This is a genomic window from Streptomyces sp. NPDC049585, from assembly GCF_040675615.1.
Classification (GTDB): domain Bacteria; phylum Actinomycetota; class Actinomycetes; order Streptomycetales; family Streptomycetaceae; genus Streptomyces; species Streptomyces luteosporeus.
In genome coordinates this window covers 233,910-256,442 of the sequence record NZ_JBFAPE010000007.1, presented here as the reverse complement: position 1 = coordinate 256,442, position 22,533 = coordinate 233,910, and the positions used below count along the sequence as shown (strand labels likewise).

At 71.5% G+C, this 22,533-nt stretch carries 22 protein-coding genes; 13 read left to right on the top strand and 9 right to left on the bottom strand.

The window, feature by feature from the left end; all coding sequences use genetic code 11:
• Nucleotides 1-126: 126 nt before the first annotated feature.
• Nucleotides 127-1,074 (bottom strand): HAD-IB family hydrolase, encoded by a 948-nt coding sequence (locus AB0K17_RS11855; RefSeq protein ID WP_365968325.1) that lies wholly within the window; start codon nt 1,072-1,074, stop codon nt 127-129.
• Between the two features lie 107 nt (nt 1,075-1,181).
• Nucleotides 1,182-1,460 carry a glutaredoxin family protein gene (locus AB0K17_RS11850; RefSeq protein ID WP_344438436.1) on the bottom strand — a complete coding sequence of 93 codons (279 nt, stop codon included), beginning with the start codon at nt 1,458-1,460 and terminating at the stop codon, nt 1,182-1,184.
• 357 nt (nt 1,461-1,817) lie between these two features.
• On the opposite strand from AB0K17_RS11850, the gene AB0K17_RS11845 reads away from it, so the two are divergent.
• From AB0K17_RS11845 to AB0K17_RS11820, 6 genes are all read left to right on the top strand, one after another.
• Nucleotides 1,818-2,609, top strand: a complete 792-nt coding sequence (locus tag AB0K17_RS11845) for a redox-sensing transcriptional repressor Rex (protein ID WP_365968326.1) — start codon at nt 1,818-1,820, stop codon at nt 2,607-2,609.
• Nucleotides 2,606-3,985, top strand: coding sequence for a glutamyl-tRNA reductase (locus AB0K17_RS11840; RefSeq protein WP_365982858.1), 1,380 nt, complete (start codon nt 2,606-2,608; stop codon nt 3,983-3,985). Before AB0K17_RS11845 ends, AB0K17_RS11840 begins: the two co-directional genes overlap by 4 nt.
• Nucleotides 3,982-4,956: a hydroxymethylbilane synthase gene (gene hemC / locus AB0K17_RS11835; protein WP_365968328.1), complete on the top strand. Its 975-nt coding sequence runs from the start codon at nt 3,982-3,984 to the stop codon at nt 4,954-4,956. Before AB0K17_RS11840 ends, hemC begins: the two co-directional genes overlap by 4 nt.
• Nucleotides 4,953-6,602, top strand: coding sequence for a bifunctional uroporphyrinogen-III C-methyltransferase/uroporphyrinogen-III synthase (locus AB0K17_RS11830; protein ID WP_365968329.1), 1,650 nt, complete (start codon nt 4,953-4,955; stop codon nt 6,600-6,602). Before hemC ends, AB0K17_RS11830 begins: the two co-directional genes overlap by 4 nt.
• Nucleotides 6,599-7,591 (top strand): porphobilinogen synthase, encoded by a 993-nt coding sequence (gene hemB, locus AB0K17_RS11825; RefSeq protein ID WP_365968330.1) that lies wholly within the window; start codon nt 6,599-6,601, stop codon nt 7,589-7,591. Before AB0K17_RS11830 ends, hemB begins: the two co-directional genes overlap by 4 nt.
• Nucleotides 7,592-7,851: 260 nt before the next feature.
• Nucleotides 7,852-8,292: an ATP-binding protein gene (locus AB0K17_RS11820; protein WP_344438422.1), complete on the top strand. Its 441-nt coding sequence runs from the start codon at nt 7,852-7,854 to the stop codon at nt 8,290-8,292.
• Nucleotides 8,293-8,296: 4 nt separating this feature from the next.
• Here the strand turns inward: AB0K17_RS11820 and argS are convergent, their stop codons facing one another.
• On the bottom strand, nt 8,297-10,054 hold the full coding sequence (gene argS, locus AB0K17_RS11815; RefSeq protein ID WP_365982857.1) for an arginine--tRNA ligase: 1,758 nt from the start codon (nt 10,052-10,054) through the stop codon (nt 8,297-8,299).
• Nucleotides 10,055-10,211: 157 nt separating this feature from the next.
• Between argS and lysS the strand changes: the two genes are divergently transcribed.
• Nucleotides 10,212-11,933 carry a lysine--tRNA ligase gene (lysS, locus tag AB0K17_RS11810; protein WP_365968332.1) on the top strand — a complete coding sequence of 574 codons (1,722 nt, stop codon included), beginning with the start codon at nt 10,212-10,214 and terminating at the stop codon, nt 11,931-11,933.
• Nucleotides 11,934-12,009: 76 nt separating this feature from the next.
• Here lysS and AB0K17_RS11805 read toward each other — a convergent pair whose 3' ends face one another.
• Entirely contained in the window at nt 12,010-12,747 is a 738-nt protein-coding gene (locus tag AB0K17_RS11805) for a hypothetical protein (protein WP_365968333.1), read from the bottom strand.
• A 137-nt stretch (nt 12,748-12,884) separates the two neighbouring features.
• Nucleotides 12,885-13,754: a hypothetical protein gene (locus AB0K17_RS11800; RefSeq protein ID WP_365982856.1), complete on the bottom strand. Its 870-nt coding sequence runs from the start codon at nt 13,752-13,754 to the stop codon at nt 12,885-12,887.
• Nucleotides 13,755-13,916: 162 nt separating this feature from the next.
• Here AB0K17_RS11800 and AB0K17_RS11795 point away from each other — a divergent pair, with 162 nt between their 5' ends.
• Complete coding sequence (locus AB0K17_RS11795; protein ID WP_365982855.1) at nt 13,917-15,110, top strand: RtcB family protein; 1,194 nt, start codon at nt 13,917-13,919, stop codon at nt 15,108-15,110.
• 36 nt (nt 15,111-15,146) lie between these two features.
• Here AB0K17_RS11795 and AB0K17_RS11790 read toward each other — a convergent pair whose 3' ends face one another.
• From AB0K17_RS11790 to AB0K17_RS11775, 4 genes are all read right to left on the bottom strand, one after another.
• Nucleotides 15,147-15,527: a VOC family protein gene (locus AB0K17_RS11790; protein ID WP_365982854.1), complete on the bottom strand. Its 381-nt coding sequence runs from the start codon at nt 15,525-15,527 to the stop codon at nt 15,147-15,149.
• Nucleotides 15,528-15,642: 115 nt separating this feature from the next.
• On the bottom strand, nt 15,643-16,404 hold the full coding sequence (locus AB0K17_RS11785; protein ID WP_365968337.1) for an SDR family oxidoreductase: 762 nt from the start codon (nt 16,402-16,404) through the stop codon (nt 15,643-15,645).
• A 62-nt stretch (nt 16,405-16,466) separates the two neighbouring features.
• Nucleotides 16,467-16,802 (bottom strand): YnfA family protein, encoded by a 336-nt coding sequence (locus tag AB0K17_RS11780; RefSeq protein WP_365982853.1) that lies wholly within the window; start codon nt 16,800-16,802, stop codon nt 16,467-16,469.
• A gap of 26 nt (nt 16,803-16,828) precedes the next feature.
• Nucleotides 16,829-17,407, bottom strand: coding sequence for a hypothetical protein (locus AB0K17_RS11775; protein WP_365968339.1), 579 nt, complete (start codon nt 17,405-17,407; stop codon nt 16,829-16,831).
• A 127-nt stretch (nt 17,408-17,534) separates the two neighbouring features.
• Here AB0K17_RS11775 and hemL point away from each other — a divergent pair, with 127 nt between their 5' ends.
• From hemL to AB0K17_RS11750, 5 genes are all read left to right on the top strand, one after another.
• A complete protein-coding gene (gene hemL, locus AB0K17_RS11770; RefSeq protein WP_365982852.1) occupies nt 17,535-18,860 on the top strand; it encodes a glutamate-1-semialdehyde 2,1-aminomutase in 1,326 nt (441 codons plus the stop codon).
• Between the two features lie 38 nt (nt 18,861-18,898).
• Nucleotides 18,899-19,546: a histidine phosphatase family protein gene (locus AB0K17_RS11765; RefSeq protein WP_344438511.1), complete on the top strand. Its 648-nt coding sequence runs from the start codon at nt 18,899-18,901 to the stop codon at nt 19,544-19,546.
• A gap of 195 nt (nt 19,547-19,741) precedes the next feature.
• Nucleotides 19,742-21,091: a hypothetical protein gene (locus tag AB0K17_RS11760; protein WP_365968341.1), complete on the top strand. Its 1,350-nt coding sequence runs from the start codon at nt 19,742-19,744 to the stop codon at nt 21,089-21,091.
• 23 nt (nt 21,092-21,114) lie between these two features.
• Nucleotides 21,115-21,738, top strand: a complete 624-nt coding sequence (locus tag AB0K17_RS11755; RefSeq protein ID WP_365982851.1) for a TlpA disulfide reductase family protein — start codon at nt 21,115-21,117, stop codon at nt 21,736-21,738.
• An 88-nt stretch (nt 21,739-21,826) separates the two neighbouring features.
• Nucleotides 21,827-22,531, top strand: coding sequence for a cytochrome c biogenesis protein CcdA (locus AB0K17_RS11750; protein ID WP_365982864.1), 705 nt, complete (start codon nt 21,827-21,829; stop codon nt 22,529-22,531).
• The last annotated feature ends 2 nt before the right edge of the window (nt 22,532-22,533 follow it).

The window sequence follows — 22,533 nt, the reverse complement described above, 5'->3', positions numbered from 1 at the left end:
GCGTGGCGAGGAGGCGCGCCGCGGCGTCGCCCGTTCCGGTGATGGGCGGCAGGTGGACGGCGCCGGGGACGGCACGGTCGGTGAGCACCTGACGGAAACGGCCGCGGGCGGGGCCGCGGCCGGGCCTCAGCGACGGCGGCGGTGCAGGGCGATGCCCGCGGCGGCGCCGCCGGCGAGCGCGCCGAGGCCGGCCGCGGCGGGAATGCCGATCTTGGCGGCCTTGCGGCCCGTGCGGTAGTCGCGCAGCCGCCAGCCGTGCTCGCGCGCGTGCTTGCGCAGCCGGCTGTCGGGGTTGATCGCGTAGGGGTGCCCGACGAGCGAGAGCATCGGGATGTCGTTGGCGGAGTCGCTGTACGCCGCGCAGCGCGCGAGGTCCAGGCCCTCGGCGGCGGCCAGCGCCCGTACGGCCTCGGCCTTGGCCGGGCCGTGCAGCAGCTCGCCGACCAGCTTGCCGGTGTAGACCCCGCCGACCGACTCGGCGACGGTGCCCAGCGCACCGGTCAGCCCCAGTCGGCGGGCGATGATCGTCGCCGTCTCCACGGGGGCGGCGGTGACCAGCCAGACCTTCTGCCCGGCGTCCAGGTGGGCCTGGGCCAGGGCGCGGGTGCCGGGCCAGATGCGCTCGGCCATGTACTCGTCGTAGATCTCCTCGCCGATGGTCATCAGCTCGGAGACGCGGTGGCCCTTGACGATGGACAGGACGCTGTCGCGGGCCTCCTGCATGTGCTCGGGGTCCTCGATGCCAGCCAGCCGGAACCACGCCTGCTGCCAGGCGAAGCGCGCGAGCTCGCGCTTGCCGAAGAAGTGCCGCTTGTACAGCCCGCGACCGAAGTGGAAGATGGCCGCGCCCTGCATGACGGTGTTGTCCAGGTCGAAGAACGCGGCTGCCCGCTCGTCGCCGGCGACCGGGAATTCCGGCTCGCCCGGCGCCTGGGCGGACGCCGGCGACGCCTCGTGCTCCTGGGCGTTCTCCTGCGCGGACTTGCGGGCTGCCTCCGCCGCCGCTTCGCCGGCCAGCACGCTGCGTGCCGTGGCGGAGCGCCTGCGCGGGGTGAGCCATCCGAGTGCGGCCATGCCGCGAGCATAGCCAGTTTGTTCGGGGTAACCGGAGCCCCGAGTGGTGCGATGGCGTGAACTCTGCGCGTCGGAGCGGTTACCCAGCGGCCCGTGCGGCCCGGCCGTCAGGCCCCCAGCGCCTTGCGCAGGCGGTCGGGGTTCACCCGCCAGAAGTCGTGCTGCGCCCCGTCGACGAGGACGACCGGGATCTGCTCCCAGTACTTGCGGTGCAGCTCCTCGTCCTGGGTGATGTCCTTCTTCTCCCAGCGGGCCCCGAGCTCCGCGCAGACCTGTGCGATCACCGCTTCGGCGTCGTCGCACAGGTGGCAGCCGGGCTTGCCGACCAGGGTGACGACGCTGTCGGCGGGGTTCTTGCGGGCGCTGCGGCGCAGGAGCGGGCTCATGGCGGCCATTGTGCCCCGTTCGCTCCCGTTCGAGGCGTCCGATTGGGTGCCTGAGTCGACTACCATCGTGGGCGTTTTGTTCGAGTCCGCAAGGAGTGAGCGCCCGTGTCCCGGTGGGTCTGCGCGTGGTACTCCTGTGGCAGGTGTGGCGGACAGCCGGGGTACCCGACCGGCCGTCGAGGGACCCGGTCGAACGGTTCCCGGAACGGGCCGAATCGCCGCGTGACACCCATCACGTTGGCCGGGCAAATCGGACACCATCTTTGTGCACGCGTTCACAAAGGCATAGCCTGCGTTCAACAGGGCGGTTCTGGGACAAGGCGCTGCCCGCAGCCCCGCTCTACCCGCAGGAGCACCGTGGCAACTGGCCGAACTCACCGACCGGCGACCCGAAGCCGAGGGATCCCCGAGGCCACCGTCGCCCGGCTACCGCTGTATCTGCGCGCGCTGACCGCGCTCTCCGAGCGCTCGGTCCCCACCGTCTCCTCCGAGGAGCTGGCCAGTGCTGCCGGCGTGAACTCCGCCAAGCTGCGCAAGGACTTCAGCTACCTGGGCTCGTACGGCACCCGCGGCGTGGGCTACGACGTCGAGTACCTCGTCTACCAGATCTCCCGCGAGCTGGGCCTGACCCAGGACTGGCCCGTCGTCATCGTCGGCATCGGCAACCTCGGCGCCGCCCTGGCCAACTACGGCGGCTTCGCCTCCCGCGGCTTCCGCGTCGCGGCCCTCATCGACGCCGACCCGGCCATGACCGGCCGGCCGGTGGCCGGGCTGCCCGTGCGCCACACCGACGAACTCGAGTCGATCATCCGTGACAACGGGGTGTCCATCGGCGTCATCGCCACCCCCGCCGGCGCCGCCCAGCAGGTCTGCGACCGCCTCGTGACCGCCGGTGTCACCTCGATCCTCAACTTCGCGCCGACCGTGCTCGCCGTGCCCGACGGCGTCGACGTGCGCAAGGTCGACCTGTCCATCGAGCTGCAGATCCTCGCCTTCCACGAGCAGCGCAAGGCCGGCGAGGAGCCCGGTCAGGGCCCCGCGGCCGTCACCGCGGCCGCCGGCGCCCCGCAGGCCCCGGGCCGTCCGGCCCAGGGCGCGGGCAGCAGGAAGGGACCGGAGGGGGACGTCCCCGCCGTGATGCCGGCATGAGCCTCCTCGTCGTCGGTCTCAGCCACCGCAGCGCCCCGGTCAGCGTGCTGGAGCGGGCCGCGCTCACGCGCGAGAGCCGGGCCCGGCTCGCGCACGACGTGCTGGCCGCCGAGCCCGCCACCGAGTCGGCGGTGCTCGCCACCTGCAACCGCATCGAGGTGTACGCCGACGTGGACAAGTTCCACGCGGGCGTCGCCGAGCTGTCCACGCTGCTCGCCCGGCACTCGGGCGTGGCGCTGGAGGAGCTCACCCCCTACCTGTACGTGCACTACGAGGACCGGGCCGTCCACCACCTGTTCTCGGTGGCCTGCGGCCTGGACTCGATGGTCGTCGGCGAGGGCCAGATCCTCGGCCAGATCAAGGACGCCCTCGCCCTCGGCCAGGAGCTGCACACCGCCGGCCGGCTGCTGAACGACCTGTTCCAGCAGGCCCTGCGGGTCGGCAAGCGCGCCCACAGCGAGACCGGCATCGACAAGGCCGGCCAGTCCCTGGTCACCTTCGGCCTGGAGCAGCTGGCCGCCGGCACCCCCGTCGCCGACTGGGCGGCGGGCCGGCGGGCCCTGGTCATCGGCGCGGGCTCGATGTCCTCGCTGGCCGCCGCCACCCTCGCGCGCGCCGGCGTCGCCCACGTGGCCGTCGCCAACCGCACCCTGGAGCGCGCCGAGCGGCTCGCCGCCATCCTCACCGAGCCCGGCGGGCCCGGCGCGTCCGGCTTCACCGCCTCGGCCGTGCCGATGGACGCCGTCCCCGGCGAGCTGGCGCTCGCCGACGTCGTCGTCTCCTGCACCGGCGCCACCGGCCTCGTCCTGACCGCCGACGCCGTACGGGCCGCCCTCGCCGGTCGTACGAACGGCAGCGGACCGGCCCTGGCCCTGCTGGACCTGGCCATGCCCCGCGACGTCGACGCCGCCGTGCACCGGCTGCCCGGCGCCCGGCTCGTGGACATCGAGTCCCTCGCCGAGGCCTCCGCGGACGCCCCCATGGCCGCCGACGTCGACCAGGTGCGCACCATCGTCTCCGACGAGGTCGCCGCCTTCGGCGCCGCCCAGCGCGCCGCGCACATCACGCCGACCGTGGTGGCGCTGCGCACCATGGCCGCCGACGTGGTGGCGAGCGAGATGTCCCGCCTCAACGGGCGGCTGCCGGACCTGGACGACAAGCAGCGCGCGGAGATCACCCAGACCGTGCGCCGCGTCGTCGACAAGCTCCTGCACGCCCCCACCGTGCGCGTGAAGGAGCTGGCCGCCACCCCGGGCGGCGCCGGCTACGCCGACGCGCTGCGCGAACTCTTCGACCTCGACCCGCAGGCGGTCGCCGCCGTCAGCAGGGCCGACACGCGTGCCGACAGGCACACCACGGCACGGGAGCCGGCATGAACGACACCTCTTCGACGCGGCGCACCCTGCGGTTGGGCACCCGCCGCAGCAAGCTCGCGATGGCTCAGTCCGGTCAGGTGGCCGAGGCGGTCCGCAAGGCCACCGGACATCCGGTGGAACTGGTGGAGATCACCACCTACGGCGACGTCTCGCGCGAGGCGCTGGCGCAGATCGGCGGCACCGGCGTGTTCGTCTCGGCGCTGCGCGACGCGCTCCTCGCCGGCGAGATCGACTTCGCCGTCCACTCGCTGAAGGACCTGCCGACCGCGCAGCCCGACGGGCTGCTGCTGGCCGCCGTCCCCAAGCGCGAGGACCCGCGCGACGTGCTCGTCGCCCGCGACGGGCTCACCTTCGAGCAGCTCCCCGACGGGGCACGCATCGGCACCGGTTCGCCCCGCCGCATGGCCCAGCTCAACGCCTGGGCCCGCGAGGCGGGCCGGCGGATCGAGACCGTGCCCGTGCGCGGAAACGTCGACACCCGGCTCGGCTTCGTCGCCAACGGCGAGCTGGACGCCGTGGTGCTGGCCGCGGCGGGCCTGACCCGCCTGGGCCGGCTGGACGAGGTCACCCAGTACCTGCCGGCCGACCGGATCCTGCCCGCCCCCGGCCAGGGGGCACTGGCGATCGAGTGCGTCGCGACCAACGCACCGCTCGCCGCTTCGCTCGCCGTGCTCGACGACCCGTTCACCCGGGCCGCCGTGACCGCCGAGCGTTCCCTGCTCGCCGCCCTGGAGGCCGGCTGCAGCGCGCCCGTGGGTGCGTTGGCCGACCTGTTGGTCGAGGAGCAGGCTGTCACCGAAATGCGCCTGCGCGGCGTCGTCGGCACCACCGACGGCTCGACGCTGGTGCAGCTGTCCACCACCGGTCCCGTACCCGCGTCCGAACAGGACGCCCTTGCCCTCGGCCGCGAACTCGCCGCCGAGATGCTCGACAAGGGTGCGGCCGGTCTTATGGGGGAGCGAGCACATTGAACCCCACCGCCCCGAACCACTCCGCGCACGGGCACGTCACCTTCCTCGGCGCAGGCCCCGGTGACCCGGGCCTGCTGACGCTGCGTGCCGTGGAGGCACTGGCGGCCGCGGACGTCCTGATCGCCGATCCGCAGGTGCTCGACGTGGTGCGCGCGCACGCCCGCAGCACCGTGGACGTGCCCCTCCACACGGTTACTGACGAGGCATCAAAGGCCGCGGACGTGCCCGTCCTTCGGGACACCGCCAATCTTGTCATGGCGTCCGCGCGCACCGGCAAGCGGGTCGTGCGTGCCGTGCACGGCGACCCCGGACTCGACGGCGACGCCGCCGAGGAGATGCTGGCCTGCGCCGCCGAGGGCATCACCTTCGAGGTCGTCCCCGGCATCGCCAACGCCGTCGGCGTGCCCGCCTACGCCGGCGTCCCGCTGCGCGACGGCAACGGCGGCGACGTCCGCTTCGTCGACGCCCGCACCGCGGACGCCACCTGCTGGGCCGAGGTCGGCGCCAGCGAGGTGACCGCGGTCGTCTCCACCACGCTGGAGAACGTCGTCGCCACCGCCGGGCAGCTGGTCGCCGCCGGCCGCAAGCCCGACACCCCCCTGAGCGTCACCGTCGCCGGCACCACCACCCGCCAGCGCACCTGGACCGCCACCCTCGGCACGCTCCAGCAGGTGCTCAAGGCCGCCAAGGTGCTGCCCTCGGCCGACGGCGCCCAGCCGGTCATAGCCGTGGTCGGCGAGCGCAGTGCCGCCGACCGGCGCGAACAGCTGTCGTGGTTCGAGTCCAAGCCGCTCTTCGGCTGGAACGTGCTCGTGCCGCGCACCAAGGAGCAGGCCGCCTCCCTCTCCGACCAGCTCCGTTCCTACGGCGCGGTGCCGCACGAGGTGCCCACCATCGCCGTGGAGCCCCCGCGCACCCCGCAGCAGATGGAGCGCGCGGTCAAGGGCCTGGTCACCGGCCGCTACGAGTGGATCGCCTTCACCTCCGTCAACGCCGTCAAGGCGGTGCGGGAGAAGTTCGAGGAGTACGGGCTCGACGCCCGCGCCTTCGCCGGCATCAAGGTCGCCGCGGTCGGCGAGCAGACCGCCGCCGCCCTGGTCGAGTTCGGCGTCAAGCCCGACCTCGTGCCCTCCGGCGAGCAGTCCGCCGCAGGCCTGCTGGAGGACTGGCCGCCCTACGACCCGGTCTTCGACCCGATCGACCGCGTCTTCCTGCCGCGCGCCGACATCGCCACCGAGACCCTGGTCGCCGGCCTGATCGAGCTGGGCTGGGAGGTCGACGACGTCACCGCCTACCGCACCGTGCGGGCCTCGCCGCCGCCGGCCGAGACCCGCGAGGCGATCAAGGGCGGCGGCTTCGACGCCGTGCTCTTCACCTCCTCCTCCACGGTGCGCAACCTCGTCGGCATCGCCGGCAAGCCCCACAATGTCACCGTCATCGCCTGCATCGGCCCGGCCACCGCGAAGACCGCGGAGGAACACGGCCTGCGGGTGGACGTGCTGTCGCCCGAGCCCTCGGTGCACAAGCTGGCCGAGGCGCTCGCGGAGTTCGGCGCGGCCCGCCGCGACGCCGCCCTGGAGGCCGGTGAAGCGGTCACCCGTCCGAGCGAGCGGCGGCCCGGATCACGTAGGAGGGCACGCAGTTGAGCACCACGTACGGCAGCTTCCCGGGGTCGCGGCCCCGGCGGCTGAGGACCAGCCCCGCCATGCGCCGCATGGTCGCCGAACACCGGCTGCACCCGGCCGACCTGATCCTTCCCGCCTTCGTGCGGGAGGGCATCGGCGAGCCGGTGCCGATCTCGGCGATGCCCGGCGTCGTCCAGCACACCCGTGACACCCTGCGCAAGGCCGCCGTCGAGGCGCTGGAGGCGGGCGTCGCCGGGATCATGCTCTTCGGCGTCCCCGAGGACGCCAAGAAGGACGCGCTCGGCACCGCCGGCACCGACCCCGACGGCATCCTGCAGGTCGCCATCCGCGACGTGAAGGCCGAGGTCGGCGACGAGCTCGTGATCATGTCCGACCTGTGCCTGGACGAGTACACCGACCACGGCCACTGCGGCGTCCTCGACGCCGCCGGCCGCGTCGACAACGACGCCACCCTCGAGCGCTACGCCGAGATGGCCCAGGTCCAGGCCGACGCCGGCGTCCACGTCGTGGGCCCCAGCGGCATGATGGACGGCCAGGTCGGCGTCGTGCGCGACGCCCTCGACCAGACCGGCCACGAGGACGTGGCGATCCTCGCCTACACCGCCAAGTACGCCTCGGCGTTCTACGGCCCCTTCCGGGAGGCCGTCGGCTCCTCGCTGACCGGCGACCGCAAGACCTACCAGCAGGACCCGGCCAACCTGCGCGAGTCCCTGCGCGAGCTCGCCCTCGACCTGAACGAGGGCGCCGACATGGTCATGGTCAAGCCGGCCCTGCCCTACCTCGACGTCCTCGCGAAGATCGCCGACGCCGTCGACGTGCCCGTCGCCGCGTACCAGATCTCCGGCGAGTACGCGATGGTCGAGGCGGCCGCCGCCAACGGCTGGATCGACCGCGACCGGGCCATCATGGAGACGCTCACCGGCATCAAGCGCGCCGGGGCGAACATGATTCTCACGTACTGGGCGACGGAGGTCGCGCGGCAGCTCTAGCCGCCGCCCCCGGCCCCTTTGTTACGCAGCGCAATGGCGGCGTCCTGCGGGAATCCCGGCCTCCGGGACCGCACGGCGCCGCCCGTGCATTCCCGCCCCGTGCGAAGACATCGCGTTTGCGCAGCTCACGCGAGAGTGGGCGCATAGTTCACGATCGTCACCCACACAGGTCGTCTCTTGCTGAAAACCCCGAGGGGCGGGGTATGTGCTCCGACCATGACTACCGTGTGTGTCAGGTCGCTTACTCCACGGAGGCGTGCATGAGTCATGACCCCGAACCCACGGACGACTGGGAGTACACCCTCCAGGTCCCCTCGGACCCCATGGCGCCGTGCATCGCCCGGCGCACCCTGCGCACCATCTTCGAGGAACACGGCTTCCTCGAACTCGCCGACACCGCCGAGCTGCTCACCTCGGAGCTCGTCACCAACGCCTACCGCTACTCCGACGGCCCCGCCTCCGTACGCGTCAAACGCGAGGGCGACCGGGTGCGCGTCGCCGTGTGGGACACCAACCCCCGCATGCCCGCGCTCGACCGCGTCGCCCTGCCCGACGCCGCCGACAACGGCGCCGAACAGGGCCGGGGCCTGGGCCTGGTCCAGTGGTGCGCCGACAGCTGGGGCGGCTTCGCCCTGCGCGACCAGCCCCAGGGGCTGGTCGGCAAGCTGATCTGGTTCGAGCTCGGCGCCGGCGCGGGATGAGCCGTCAGAGGCGCTCGGGCGTACGGATGCCCAGCAGCGCCATGCCCTGGCGCAGCGTGCGGGCCGTGAGGTCGCACAGGAACAGGCGGTTCTCCACCAGCTCCGGCGACTCGGCGCGCAGCACCGGGCACTGGTCGTAGAACGTCGTGTACAGCGAGGCCAGCTGGTAGAGGTACCCCGCCAGCTTGTGCGGCGCGTACTCCCCGGCCGCCTCCGCCACCGTCGCCGCGAACTGGTCCAGGTGCAGACCCAGGGCGCGCTCCGCCGGAGCCAGCGCCAGCTCCGGGTGCGCCACCGGACCCGCCTCGCCCGCCTTGCGCAGGATCGACTGGATGCGCGCGAAGGCGTACTGCAGGTAGACCGAGGTGTCACCGTTGAGCGACACCATCTGGTCCAGGTCGAACTTGTAGTCGCGGGCCGCCGACGTCGACAGGTCCGCGTACTTCACCGCGCCGATGCCCACCTGGGCACCACGCTCGGCGATCTCCTCCTCGCTCAGGTCCTGGGCCTTCTCGCGCACGATCGCCGACGCCCGGGCGACGGCCTCGTCCAGCAGGTCCACCAGCCGCACCGTCTCGCCCTCACGGGTCTTGAACGGCTTGCCGTCCTTGCCCAGCACCGTGCCGAAGCCCAGCTGCACGGCCGTGACCTCGTCGGTGAGCCAGCCGGCCCGGCGCGCGGTCTCGAAGACCATCTTGAAGTGCAGCGACTGCCGGGTGTCCACCACGTACAGCAGCGTGTCGGCCTTGAGGTTGAAGACCCGGTCGCGGATCGCGGACAGGTCGGTCGCGGCGTAGCCGAAGCCGCCGTCGGACTTCTGCACGATCAGCGGGACCGGGTTGCCCTCCGGGCCCTTCACGTCGTCGAAGAAGACGCACAGCGCGCCCTCCGAGCGCACCGCGACGCCCGACTCCTCCAGCAGGCGGCAGGTCTCGGCGAGCATGTCGTTGTAACCCGACTCGCCGACGATGTCCTCGTCGCGGATCTCCACGTCCAGCTTGTCGAACACCGAGTAGAAGTAGATCTTCGACTCGTCGACGAACTTCTGCCACAGCGCGAGCGTCTGCTCGTCGCCCGCCTGCAGGTCCACCACCCGGCGCCGGGCCCGGCCCTTGAACTCCTCGTCCGAGTCGAACAGCGCACGCGAGGCCTTGTACAGCCGGTTCAGGTTCGACATGGCCTCCTCGCCGGAGACCTGCGTGTCCTTGTGGTCCAGCTCGTGCGGGTGCTCGATCAAGTACTGGATGAGCATGCCGAACTGCGTGCCCCAGTCGCCGATGTGGTGGCGGCTGACCACCTTCTCACCGGTGAACTCCAGCAGCCGCACGACCGAGTTGCCGATCACCGTGTTCCGCAGGTGACCGACGTGCATCTCCTTGGCCACGTTCGGCTGCGCCCAGTCGATCACCGTCGTGCCCGGGTGCTCCTTGAACGGCACGCCCAGGCGCTCGTCCGCCGCACGGGCCGCCAGGGTGCCGGTGATCGCGGCATCGGTGATCGAGATGTTCAGGAAGCCCGGGCCGGAGACCTCGACGTCCTTGATCAGCTCGTCCGCCGGCAGGGACTTCACGACCTCGGCCGCCAGTTCCCGCGGATTGCCCTTCAGCTTCTTCGCCAGCGCCAGCATGCCGTTGGCCTGGAAATCCGCCCGGTCGCTTCGTCGCAGCAGCGGGTCGGCGGCGCCGGCCTGCGGCACGGCGGCCGCCAGGGCGTCCGCGATGCGCTGGTGAAGCGTGGAAGCGAGCGAAGGAACCGAAGCCATGGAAAGGTGCCATTCCGGTAGGCGGCATTTCGACACCCCGAGTATCCCATGCGTGTACCACGGTCCCCACGGAATTCGCGCCCCCCTCGGGCAACCCGCGGAGCACCCCGTCCGTCTGGGACAATGGTCATGCCAGGACCGTAAGGAAGGAAGTGCCGTGGCTCAGGCTCAGAGCACCGAGGCCGACTGGGTCTCCCGTTTCGCCGACGAGGTCATCGCCGAAGGTGAGCGCCGCGCTCCCGGCAAACCGATCGTCGTCGCCTCGGGCCTGTCCCCCTCCGGCCCCATCCACCTCGGCAACCTCCGCGAGGTCATGACCCCGCACCTGGTCGCCGACGAGATCCGCCGCCGCGGCCACGAGTGCATCCACATCCTCTCCTGGGACGACTACGACCGGTACCGCAAGGTCCCGGCCGGCATCGACCCCTCCTGGGCCGAGCACATCGGCAAGCCGCTGACCGCCGTGCCCGCCCCGCCCGGCAGCCCGTACGGCAGCTGGGCCGAGCACTTCAAGGCCGCCATGATCGAGGCCCTGGACGAGCTCGGCGTCGAGTACCGCGGCATCAGCCAGACCGCGCAGTACACCTCCGGTGCCTACCGCGAGCAGATCCTGCACGCCATGAAGCACCGCGGCGACATCGACGCGATCCTCGCCCAGTACCGCACCAAGGCCAAGCCCGCCACCGCGGTCAAGAAGCAGCAGAAGCCCGTCGAGGAGGCCGAGCTGGAGGCCGCCGAGGGCTCCGGCGCCGCCACCGAGGACGACGGCAGCAGCAGCACCGGCTACTACCCGTACAAGCCGTACTGCACCGTCTGCAACAAGGACCTCACCACCGTCACGGCGTACGACGACGAGACCACCGAGCTCTCCTACACCTGCCAGTGCGGCCACAGCGAAACCGTGCTGCTCAAGGAGTTCGACCACGGCAAGCTCGTCTGGAAGGTCGACTGGCCCATGCGCTGGGCCCACGAAGGCGTGATCTTCGAGCCCTCCGGCGTCGACCACTCCTCCCCGGGCTCCTCCTTCCAGGTCGGCGGCCAGATCGTCGGCCCGATCTTCGGCGGCGAGCAGCCCATCGGCCCCATGTATGCCTTCGTCGGCATCAGCGGCATGGCCAAGATGTCCTCCTCCAAGGGCGGCGTGCCCACCCCCGGCGACGCCCTGCAGATCATGGAGGCCCCGCTGCTGCGCTGGCTCTACGCCCGCCGCAAGCCCAACCAGTCCTTCAAGATCGCCTTCGACCAGGAGATCCAGCGGCTCTACGACGAGTGGGACAAGCTCGTCGCCAAGGTCGCCGACGGCACCGCCCTGCCCGCCGACGTCGCCGCCTACAACCGCGCCGTCCGCACCGCCACCGGCGACCTGCCCACGACCCCCCGCCCGCTGCCCTACCGCACGCTGGCCTCCGTCGTCGACATCACCGCCGGCCACGACGAGCAGACCCTGCGCATCCTCGGCGACCTCGACCCGGCCAACCCCGTCGCCACCCTCGACGAGTGCCGCCCGCGCCTGGACAAGGCCGAGCACTGGATCAACAACCAGGTCCCCGCCGACCAGCGCACCATCGTCCGCGCCGAGCCCGACACCGAGCTCCTCGCCTCCCTCGACGACACCGGCCGCGAGTCGCTGCGCCTGCTGCTGGAGGGCCTGGACGAGCACTGGTCCCTCGACGGCCTGACCCACCTCGTCTACGGCGTGCCGAAGATCATGGCCGGCCTGGACCCCGAGGCCAAGCCCACCCCCGAGCTCAAGGTCGCCCAGCGCCAGTTCTTCGCGCTGCTCTACCACCTGCTCGTCGGACGGGACACCGGCCCGCGCCTGCCCACGCTGCTGCTCGCCGTCGGCGCCGACCGGGTGCGCAAGCTGCTGAGCGCGTAACGGGTCGCCGATACGGAAAAGGGCCCCGGTCCGGTGAGAGATCACCGGACCGGGGCCCTTTTCGGCTGGCTACTGCCTACTGCTTGCCGTTGGCCGCGCCGACCGCCTTCACGACCTCCTTGGTCGCGTCCTGCGCCGACTTCTTCAGCTCGTCCGCGTCCGGCGTCTTCGCGCCCTCGTAACCGGCACCGCTGTACTTCACGGTCACCACCACGTTCTGGGTGCGCGCGACGACCGTCTCGTTCTTGAACTCGTTGTCGTCCTTCTTCGTCGTCGAGCTCACCACCGTCGCCGTGTCACCGATGCCCGAGACCTTCTCCGACTTGGCGTCCTTCGCACCGTCCTGCGTCGTCGCCGCCTGCACCTGCTTCGCCTGGAAATCGTCGGCCCGCTTCTCGCCCGAACCCAGCGTCGGGTCCGAGGAGAACCGCTTCAGCGACACCGTCAGCGTACGGAACTGCAGGTCCTTGACGTCCTTGTCGTTCAGACCGCTCCAGATGCAGCTGGCGGAGTCATTGGTGTCGGACGAGGGCAGCGCCTTGCCCTCCTTCTTCTCCGCCTTCGGCACCAGCTTGTCGATGGTGTCACCGGACAGCGTCTTGCACACCTCCGGCAGCTTGGCGAACGTCGCCGCCTTCGCGGAGGCGGACGCCGAGGCGCTCGGCTTCGCCGAACCCGGGGCCGCGGACGACGGCTTCTTCTCCGGCTCCTTCTTCTCCCCGCCGTCGTCCGAGCAGCCGGTGGCGACGAGCATCACCGGAACTGCGGCGCAGGCGAGGAATCGGGCGAGTCGCGGGGCTGTACGTCGGTGCATGGGTCCTTCGCTCATTCGAAAGTAGTGACGGCGGGGGCCGTACCGGTTTGATACGAGCACGGTTTTATACGGGCACGGTACGCGGCCCGGGCACGGCGGACGCCGCATTGCGCCCTCGCGCCCGGGCTAATCACCCGCTAATTACCGAAGTGCCCCGCGTCGAGTTCACGGGCCAGGTCCTGGGCCTTGCCCTGCAGGTCCTGGCTGGCGGGCACGTGCCGCGAATCCGTCGTCCACTGGTCGTACGCGATCGTCACCAGCACATTGGACGAACGGAAGACCACCGTGACGTCACGGTGCACCCCCGAGCCCGCCGTGACCAGCTTGTCGTTCACGAACGCGTCGTCGCCCAGATCGTCCAGCACCCGCGGCGCCAGCCGCGGATCGGCCGACGGCGACGCCGAGGACGCTCCGCCGGACGGCGCCGCAGTGGACGCCGGCGGGGAGGAGGGCGCCGGCGTGGCGCCGCGCAGCTGCGGGGCCGGGCCGGTGCTCGGCGAGGCGCCGCCCGCCGAGGCGGACGGCGAGGAGGACGCCGACGGCGTCGCAACGGCGATGTGCGCCTCGGCCGCCTGCCGCGCGTACAGCTGGCGGGCCCGGTTCTCGTCACTGATCCCCGGCTGGTACGACACGACACGCTCGAAGTCCACCGTCAGATGCCGCGTGCCCTCCGGGGTCTCCAGCTTCCAGCGGCAGCCCACCCGGCGGTCCGTGTCGTACGTGATCGCGGCCTGGCCGCGCAGCAGGCGCTTGGCCTCCTCCTCGTCGCCCTGGTCCACGCCCGGCAGCATCCGCCGGATCGTCGCGGGGCTCACGTAGCCGCACGGCTCGGGCAGGCTGTGGTACTTCCCCGGCTCCGCCGAGCCGGCCGACGAACCGCCCGGCCCGGGCTTGGCGTCCTGGCCGTGGCCGTCGGCCCCGGCACCCCCGCCGCACCCGCCGAGCAGCGCCGACAGCACCGCCACCGCGGCCAGTGCTGCTGCCGGTGCGTACGCCCTTCGCTGCACTGTCCGTGGCTCCCTTCGCCGGAAAACGGGTTGTCGCCGCAGGGTGGCGACTGAACACAATGTGTACCGCACGGGCCGCCGCATCCGCCGGTTCCCTGTCGACTATCAGCGAATACGTCCGCTGTTTGCTTTATCTGCTCTATTCGGGGGAATGAACCCAATATGTCCTACACCGAGGTGCCCGGCGCCCGGGTGCTGATCCGCATGTGGGCCGACCCGGCCACCGTCGAGCCCGTCGCCCTGCGGCAGCTGCAGAACGTGACGACACTGCCGTGGGTGCAGGGCCTCGCCGTGATGCCGGACGTCCACTTCGGCAAGGGCGCCACGGTCGGATCCGTGATCGCGATGCGCGGCGCCGTCTGCCCGGCGGCGGTCGGCGTCGACATCGGCTGCGGCATGTCCGCGGTCAGGACCTCCCTGCGCGCCGAGGACCTCCCCGGCGACCTCTCCCGCCTCCGCCGCAAGATCGAGGACGCCATCCCGGTCGGCTTCGCCATGCACGACGACCCGGTCGACCCGGTCCGCCTGCACGGCCTGCCGACGGCGGGCTGGGACGACTTCTGGGGACGGTTCCAGGGGGTGGCGGAGGCAGTGAAGTTCCGCCAGGGGCGCGCGCTGAAGCAGATGGGAACGCTTGGCTCGGGAAATCATTTTGTGGAGCTTTGTGTAGATATGTCTGGTTCGGTGTGGCTCATGCTCCACTCCGGCTCCCGGAACATCGGCAAGGAGCTGGCCGAGTACCACATCGGCCAGGCGCAGAAGCTCTCGCACAACCAGAACCTGGTCGACCGCGACCTCGCGGTGTTCATAGCCGACACCCCGCAGATGGCGGCCTACCGGCACGACCTGTTCTGGGCGCAGGAGTACGCGCGCCACAACCGCGAGATCATGATGGCGCTGTTCAAGGACGTCATCCGCAAGGAGCTCAAGAAGGCGAAGCCCACCTTCGAGCCCGAGATCTCCTGCCACCACAACTACGTGGCCGAGGAGCGTTACGAGGGCGTGGACCTGCTGGTCACCCGCAAGGGCGCGATCCGCGCGGGCGGCGGCGAGTACGGCATCATCCCCGGCTCCATGGGCACGGGCTCGTACATCGTGCGTGGCCTGGGCAACGAGGACTCGTTCAACTCCGCCTCGCACGGCGCCGGCCGCCGCATGAGCCGCAACGCCGCGAAGAAGCGTTTCTCCGCCGAGGACCTGGCGCACCAGACGCGCGGCGTCGAGTGCCGCAAGGACTCCGGCGTCGTCGACGAGATCCCGGCCGCCTACAAGCCCATCGAGCAGGTCATGGAGCAGCAGCGGGACCTCGTCGAGGTCGTGGCCCACCTCAAGCAGGTCATCTGCGTGAAGGGCTGAGGCGGACGAAGGGCCGGGCCGGCGACCGGTGCCGGCTCACGCGTCCTGCGGGTACCAGCGCAGTTCGACCGTGTTGCCGTCCGGGTCGCGGACGTAGAGGGACTGGGCCGTGCCGCGGGCACCGAAGGCGGAGATGGGGCCGCGTACGACGTCGAAGGTGCCGGCGTCGATGACGGTCTGCCAGTCGAGGGGTTCGACGACCAGGCAGAGGTGGTCGACGTTGGTCTCGCCGCGGGGGCCCTCGACCAGGTCGATGATCGTGGTCGGGGAGACGCGGACCGAGGGGAAGGGCACCTTGCCGGCGCGCCACTCGTCCACGCGGACCGGCTCCAGGCCGAGGGGGCCGGTGTAGAAGGCGAGGGCGCGCTCGGGGTCGGCGACGTTGAGGACGAGGTGGTCGAAATCGATGACGCGCATGGTTCCCGAATCTCCGGTCTTTCGGCGTGGGGCGGGGTTCTGTGCGTCGAATCTAGGCCAGCTTGATCGTTTCGGCTATCGGTCGCCGGTCCTCGGTCCCGCGGCCGATGGCCGGTCAGGACTCGCGGTGGACCTTGTAGTTGGAGGCCTGGGCGCGGGGGCGGACGACGAGCAGGTCGATGTTGACGTGGGGCGGGCGGGTGACGGCCCAGGTGATGGTGTCGGCGACGTCGTCGGCGGTGAGGGGTTCGGCGACGCCGGTGTAGACGGCGGCGGCCTTGTCCTGGTCGCCGCGGAAGCGGGTGAGGGCGAACTCCTCGGTGCGCACCATGCCGGGGGCGATCTCGATGACGCGCACGGGCTGGCCGCACAGTTCCAGGCGGAGGGTCTCGGCGAGGACGTGGGCGCCGTGCTTGGCGGCGACGTAGCCGCCACCGCCCTCGTAGGTGGCCAGGCCCGCGGTGGAGGACAGGACGATCACGGTGCCCTCGGCCGCGGTGAGGCGGGGCAGGAGGGCCTGCGTCATGTGGAGGGTGCCGAGGACGTTGACCTCGTACATGGTGCGCCAGTCGGTGGGGTCGGCGGTGGCGACGGTCTCGGTGCCGATGGCGCCGCCGGCGTTGTTGACGAGGACCTCGATGGGCCCCTGGCCGTCGAGCCAGTCGCCGAAGGCGTCGACGGCGGTGCGGTCGGTGACGTCGAGGGCGTAGGCGACGGCCTGGTGGCCGGCGGCGGTGAGGTCGTCGGCGAGGGCGGTGATGCGGTCCTCACGGCGGGCGGTGAGCACGACGCGGTAGCCGGCGGCGGCGAGCTGCCGGGCGGTGGCGGCGCCGATGCCACTGCTGGCGCCGGTGATCACTGCGGTGCGGGTGCTCATGGTTGGGCCTCCTGGGACGGCTGGGATCGCTGGGACCTATGCCGCAGCATAGGCCGGGCCCCTCACCGGCCTCGCGGGCCGTACATGATCAGGGCGACGCCGGCGAGGCAGACCAGGGCGCCGGTCACGTCGTAGCGGTCGGGCCGGTAGCCGTCGGCGACCATGCCCCAGGCGAGCGATCCGGCGACGAAGACCCCGCCGTACGCGGCGAGGATCCGGCCGAAGTGGGCGTCGGGCTGGAGCGTGGCGACGAAGCCGTACGCGCCGAGCGCGATGATCCCCGCCCCGATCCAGGCCCAGCCGCGGTGTTCGCGGGCGCCCTGCCACACCAGCCAGGCGCCGCCGATCTCCAGGAGGGCGGCGAGGACGAAGAGGGCGATGGAGCGGGCGATGAGCATGTGTCCGGTGGGGTCGGTGCGGGCGGTTACGGCCAGACCAGGCAGTACGGCTGGTGGCCGGCCTCGTGCAGGCGGTGGGAGAAATCCTGCCATTCGTGCAGCAGCTGGTAGACGGTGAAGGCGTCGCGGGGGCCGCCCCGGTCGGGGACCGTGGACCAGATGAACGCCGCCGCGCCCACCGATTCCTCGCCGATGCCGCGCAGCGGGTCGACGACGGTCATGGGCAGCTTGACGACCGCGTAGTCGGGGTGGAGAACCACCAGCTCGAGCGGGGGCACTTTGTGCAGGGGTATGCCCTGGATGCCGGTGAGGACCATGGCGGCCACGGTCTCCGGCTTGATCCTGGTGAACATCCCGCCCATGCCCAGCTCGTCACCGCCGAGCTCCTCGGGGCGCATGGAAAGGGGCACGCGGGCGGCGGTGGCGCCGTTCGGCGCCCCGAAGTACTTGTAGGTCACCCCCACCCGGCCACTCCTGCTCGCGCTGTGTTCCTCACGGCTCTCGCCGCTTTTGTCCGCGCGCCGGTGTCGCCCCTTGTGGGTCCGCTCGGCTCGCTCGGGCCCCAGGTCGTCCGTGCCCTCGCCCAGTCCGCCACCGCGATGCATATCTCCACCCGACCGCACTTTTGGGCAGCACAGCCCCCGCTGCGCAACCCGATCATCGTCTCAGAGACCTCCCCCGCTGCGGACGCGCGAAACGCCCGGACGCGACCGGTGGGAGCGCTCTGAGACCATGGCTAGCGTGAGCTACCCATATGACGCCCCAGTCTCCCAGATGCTCTTCGACCGTGCGTCGGCCGTGACGCCCGGTGGCGTGAACTCTCCCGTGCGCGCGTTCCGCGCCGTGGGGGGTACGCCCCGGTTCATGGTTTCGGGCACCGGTCCGTACCTGACGGACGCGGATGGCCGGGAATATGTGGACCTCGTGTGCTCGTGGGGACCGATGATTCTCGGCCACTCGCACCCGGAGGTGATCGCCGCGGTCCAGCAGGCCGTGGCGCGCGGTACCTCGTTCGGCACGCCCGGCGAGGGCGAGGTCGCCCTCGCGGAGGAGATCGTCTCCCGGGTGGAGCCGGTCGAGCAGGTGCGCCTGGTGTCCTCGGGCACCGAGGCGACCATGTCGGCGATCCGCCTGGCGCGCGGCTTCACGGGCCGGGCCAAGGTGATCAAGTTCGCCGGGTGTTACCACGGTCACGTGGACGCGCTGCTGGCCGCGGCCGGTTCCGGTGTGGCGACCTTCGGGCTGCCGGACACCCCGGGTGTGACCGGGGCGCAGGCCGGGGACACGATCGTGCTGCCGTACAACGACCTGGAGGCCGTGCACGCGGCGTTCCACGCCCACCCGGGTGAGATCGCGTGCGTGATCACCGAGGCGTCGCCGGGCAACATGGGCGTCGTCCCGCCGCTGCCGGGCTTCAACGAGGGCCTGAAGACGGCGTGCGCGCAGAACGGCGCGCTGTTCATCTCCGACGAGGTGATGACGGGCTTCCGCGTCTCGAAGGCCGGCTGGTACGGCATCGACGGCGTGAAGCCGGACCTGATGACCTTCGGCAAGGTCATGGGCGGCGGCTTCCCGGCGGCGGCGTTCGGCGGCCGGGCGGACGTGATGGCGCAGCTGGCGCCGGCCGGCCCGGTGTACCAGGCGGGCACGCTGTCGGGCAATCCGGTGGCGACGGCCGCGGGCCTGGCGCAGCTGCGGCTGCTGGACGACGCCGCGTACGAGAAGGTGGACGCGGTGGCCGCCGAGATCGGCTCTGCGGTGACGGAGGCGCTGACGAAGGCGGGGGTGGCCCACCGCCTGCAGACGTCGGGGAACATGTTCTCGGTCTTCTTCACCGAGGCGCAGGTCACGGACTACGAGAAGGCCCGTTCGCAGGAGGCGTTCCGTTTCAACGCCTTCTTCCACTCGATGCTGGCGCAGGGCGTGTACCTGCCGCCGTCGGCGTTCGAGTCGTGGTTCGTCTCCACGAGCCACGACGCGGCGGCGCTCGAGCGGATCGCGGTGGCGCTGCCGGCGGCGGCGCGGGCGGCGGCCGAGGCGACGGAGGGGGAGAAGTGAGCGCGAAGGGCGCGGACGACATCACCGTCGTCCATCTCATGCGACACGGCGAGGTGCACAACCCCGACGGCGTGCTCTACGGCCGCCGGGCGGGCTACCACCTCTCCGAGCTGGGCCGGCGGATGGCCGACCGGGTGGCGGAGCACCTGGCGGAGCGGGACGTGACGTACGTGGTGGCCTCGCCGCTGGAGCGGGCGCAGGAGACGGCGGCGCCGATCGCGAAGACGCACGGCCTTCAGCTGGCGACGGACGAGCGGCTGATCGAGGCGGCGAACGTCTTCGAGGGCAAGACCTTCGGCGTGGGCGACGGTGCGCTGCGCAAGCCGGCGAACTGGCGGCATCTGACGAACCCCTTCCGTCCGTCGTGGGGCGAGCCGTACGTGGAGCAGGTCGTGCGGATGATGGGTGCGCTGGATGCGGCGAAGGACGCGGCGCGCGGGCACGAGGCGGTGCTGGTGAGCCATCAGCTGCCGATCTGGATCGTGCGCAGCTTCGTGGAGAAGCGCAGGCTGTGGCACGACCCGCGCAAGCGGCAGTGCACGCTGGCGAGCCTGACGACGTTCACCTACCGGGGCGACCGGATCGTCTCGGTGGGGTACAGCGAGCCGGCGCGGGATCTGGTGCCGGCGCACCTGCTGGCGGGTGCGAAGCCGGTGAAGGGCGGCCAGAAGGCGTTCGGGGCCTGAGGACTGCCCGGGGCGTGCGCGTCGGGTGCGGTGCGCCCGGCGCGCGTCGTACGCCTGGCGGGGCGCCAGAACACCCCCAGGGGGCGGGAAATCCCTCGATAACTGCGCAACCGTCGTAATCCGGCGCGCCCTCATACTCAATGTCCATTTATATGGACGGCGTATGGTATGGGGGCGCAACCGGATGGAGCCGACATGCGCGACATCAGCCGCCGGGACCTGCTCGGCATGGGGATGGGAGCAGGTGCGGCCGCGGCGCTCGGCGGGGTCGCGGGCTGTTCGCAGTCCGCGGACGACGAGGTGGTGGCCACCGGTCCGGGGCCGCGGCAGCGCGGTCACGAGGCCAAGGCGAAGGCGCGGCTGATCGGGGACGGCTCGACGGCGGACACCGGCACGCAGCCGGAGCAGCCGCCGGCTCCGGTGCCGCTGGAGCCGGGGGAGAAGCCGCCGCAGTTCGTGATCTTCTCGTGGGACGGGGCCGGCGAGGTCGGCAACGGCCTCTTCCCGCGCTTCCGCAAGCTCGCCCGGGACCACGGCGTGAAGATGACGTTCTTCCTCTCGGGCATCTACCTGCTGCCGGAGTCGCGCAAGCGGCTGTACGAGCCGCCGAACAACCCGGTCGGCGCCTCCGACATCGGCTACCTGTCCGACGACCACATCAGGGCGACGCTGAAGAACCTGCGGGCGGCGTGGCTGGAGGGGCACGAGGTCGGCACGCACTTCAACGGGCACTTCTGCACCGGGCACGGTTCGGTGGCCCGCTGGTCGCCGGAGGACTGGGCCTCGGAGATCGACCAGGCCGTCTCCTTCGTCACCCAGTGGCGCACCCACACCGGCTTCACCGACCTGGAGCCGCTGCCCTTCGACTACCGCAAGGAGCTGATCGGCGGCCGGACGCCGTGCCTGCTGAACCAGGACGGTCTGCTGCCGACGGCGGCGCGGCTGGGCTGGCGCTACGACGCGAGCTCCTCGGGCGGCGAGCAGGTCTGGCCGCGCAAGAAGCACGGGCTGTGGGACCTGCCGCTGCAGCAGATGCCCTTCCCGGGTCACTCCTTCGAGGTGTTGTCGATGGACTACAACATCCTCGCCAACCAGTCGAAGAACACCACCCGCGGCGTGCCCGACCACTACCCCTCCTGGCGCCGGCAGGCGACCGAGTCGTACATCGCCGGGTTCGACCGGGCGTACGAGACGAACCGGGCGCCGTTCTTCGTGGGCAACCACTTCGAGGACTGGAACGGCGGGATCTACATGGACGCCGTGGAGGAGGCGCTGAAGTACATCGCCGACGACAAGCGGCGCGACGTGCGGCTGGTGTCCTTCCGGCAGTTCGTGGACTGGCTGGACGTGCAGAAGCCGGAGGTCCTCGCGCACCTGCGGTCGCTGGACGTGGGGGAGAAGTGGCACGGCAAGGCGGCCGCGGCCGGGAGCCGCCCCAAGCCGCGGCCGCAGGCCACTCCCGAGCGGGAAAAGGAGAAGGAGCCGCCGGCCGGCTGGGAGCGGGAGTCCTCCGACGAGACCGAGGGGGGTGCGGAAGATCCCTAAACTGCCCATGCGAAACTTTTCACATGAGTGCCTGCCGCGCCCTTCGACGCCCACTTCCACGCCGTCGTACCACCGTGCCGGCGATCGGCGCGGTCCTTGCGGCGCTGACGCTCAGCGCCTGCGGCTCCCACGACTCCGCGGGAGGCGGCGGGCAGACGCAGTTCGTGCAGGGTACGGGCGGCGTGGACGTCGTCAAGGAGCGCAGCGGCCGGCAGGCGGCGCCCGAGCTGTCGGGCAGGACGCTCGACGACAAGGACCTCGACGTCGCCAAGGAGTACAAGGGCAAGATCGTCGTCCTTAACGTGTGGGGCTCGTGGTGCGCGCCCTGCCGGGCCGAGGCCAAGAACCTCGTCGCCGTCGCGAACGACTTCAAGGACAAGGGCGTACAGTTCGTCGGGCTCGACACGCGCGACCCCGACCCGGCCCCCGCGATCGCCTTCGAGAAGGAGTTCAAGGTTCCCTACCCGAGCCTGTACGACTCCTCCGGCAAGCTGCTGCTGCGCTTCCCCAAGGGCAGCCTGAACCCGCAGTCGATCCCCTCGACCGTCTTCATCGACCGCGACGGCAAGATCGCCGCCCGCGCCATGAAGGCCCTGAGCGAGGACGAGCTGCGCCAGACGCTCGCCCCCCTGGTAGCGGAGAAGTGACCCCGTGATCACCGGGTCCCCCGCCGCCGCGCACGTCCTCGCCGCCGTGACCGACACCAACCAGACCGTGCTGTCCGGCGCGCTGCTGATGGCGCTGCCCGTGGCCGTGCTCGGCGGGCTCATCTCCTTCTTCTCGCCCTGCGTGCTGCCGCTGGTGCCCGGCTACCTCTCCTACGTCACCGGCGTCAGCGGCGCCGACCTGGCCGAGGCCCGGCGCGGCCGGATGGTGGCCGGCTCCTCCCTCTTCGTGGCCGGCTTCTCCGCCGTCTTCGTCTCCGCCGGCGCGTTCTTCGGCTACTTCGGCCGGACGCTGCAGGAGTACAAGGGGACGATCTCCATGGTGCTCGGCGCCCTGACGATCGTGCTCGGCCTGGCCTTCATGGGCGCGCTCGGCTTCTTCGGGCAGCGCGAGTTCCGCTTCCACACCAGGCCGGCGCTCGGCCTGGCCGGCGCGCCCGTCCTCGGCGTGCTCTTCGGCCTGGGCTGGACGCCGTGCATCGGTCCGACGCTCGCCGCCGTGCAGTCGCTGTCCTTCAACCAGGCCAGCGCCGGCCGGGGCGCACTGCTGACCGTCGCCTACTGCCTGGGCCTGGGCCTGCCCTTCGTCCTGACCGCGGTGGCCTTCCGGCGCGCGCTCGGTGCGTTCGGGTGGGTCAAGCGGCACTACGCGTGGGTCATGCGGGCCGGCGGCGGGATGCTCGTCGTCGTCGGCGTGCTCCTGGTCACCGGGGTGTGGGACAGCATGGTCGGCGAGCTGCAGACGTGGTCGAGCACCTTCACCCCTGGGATCTGATC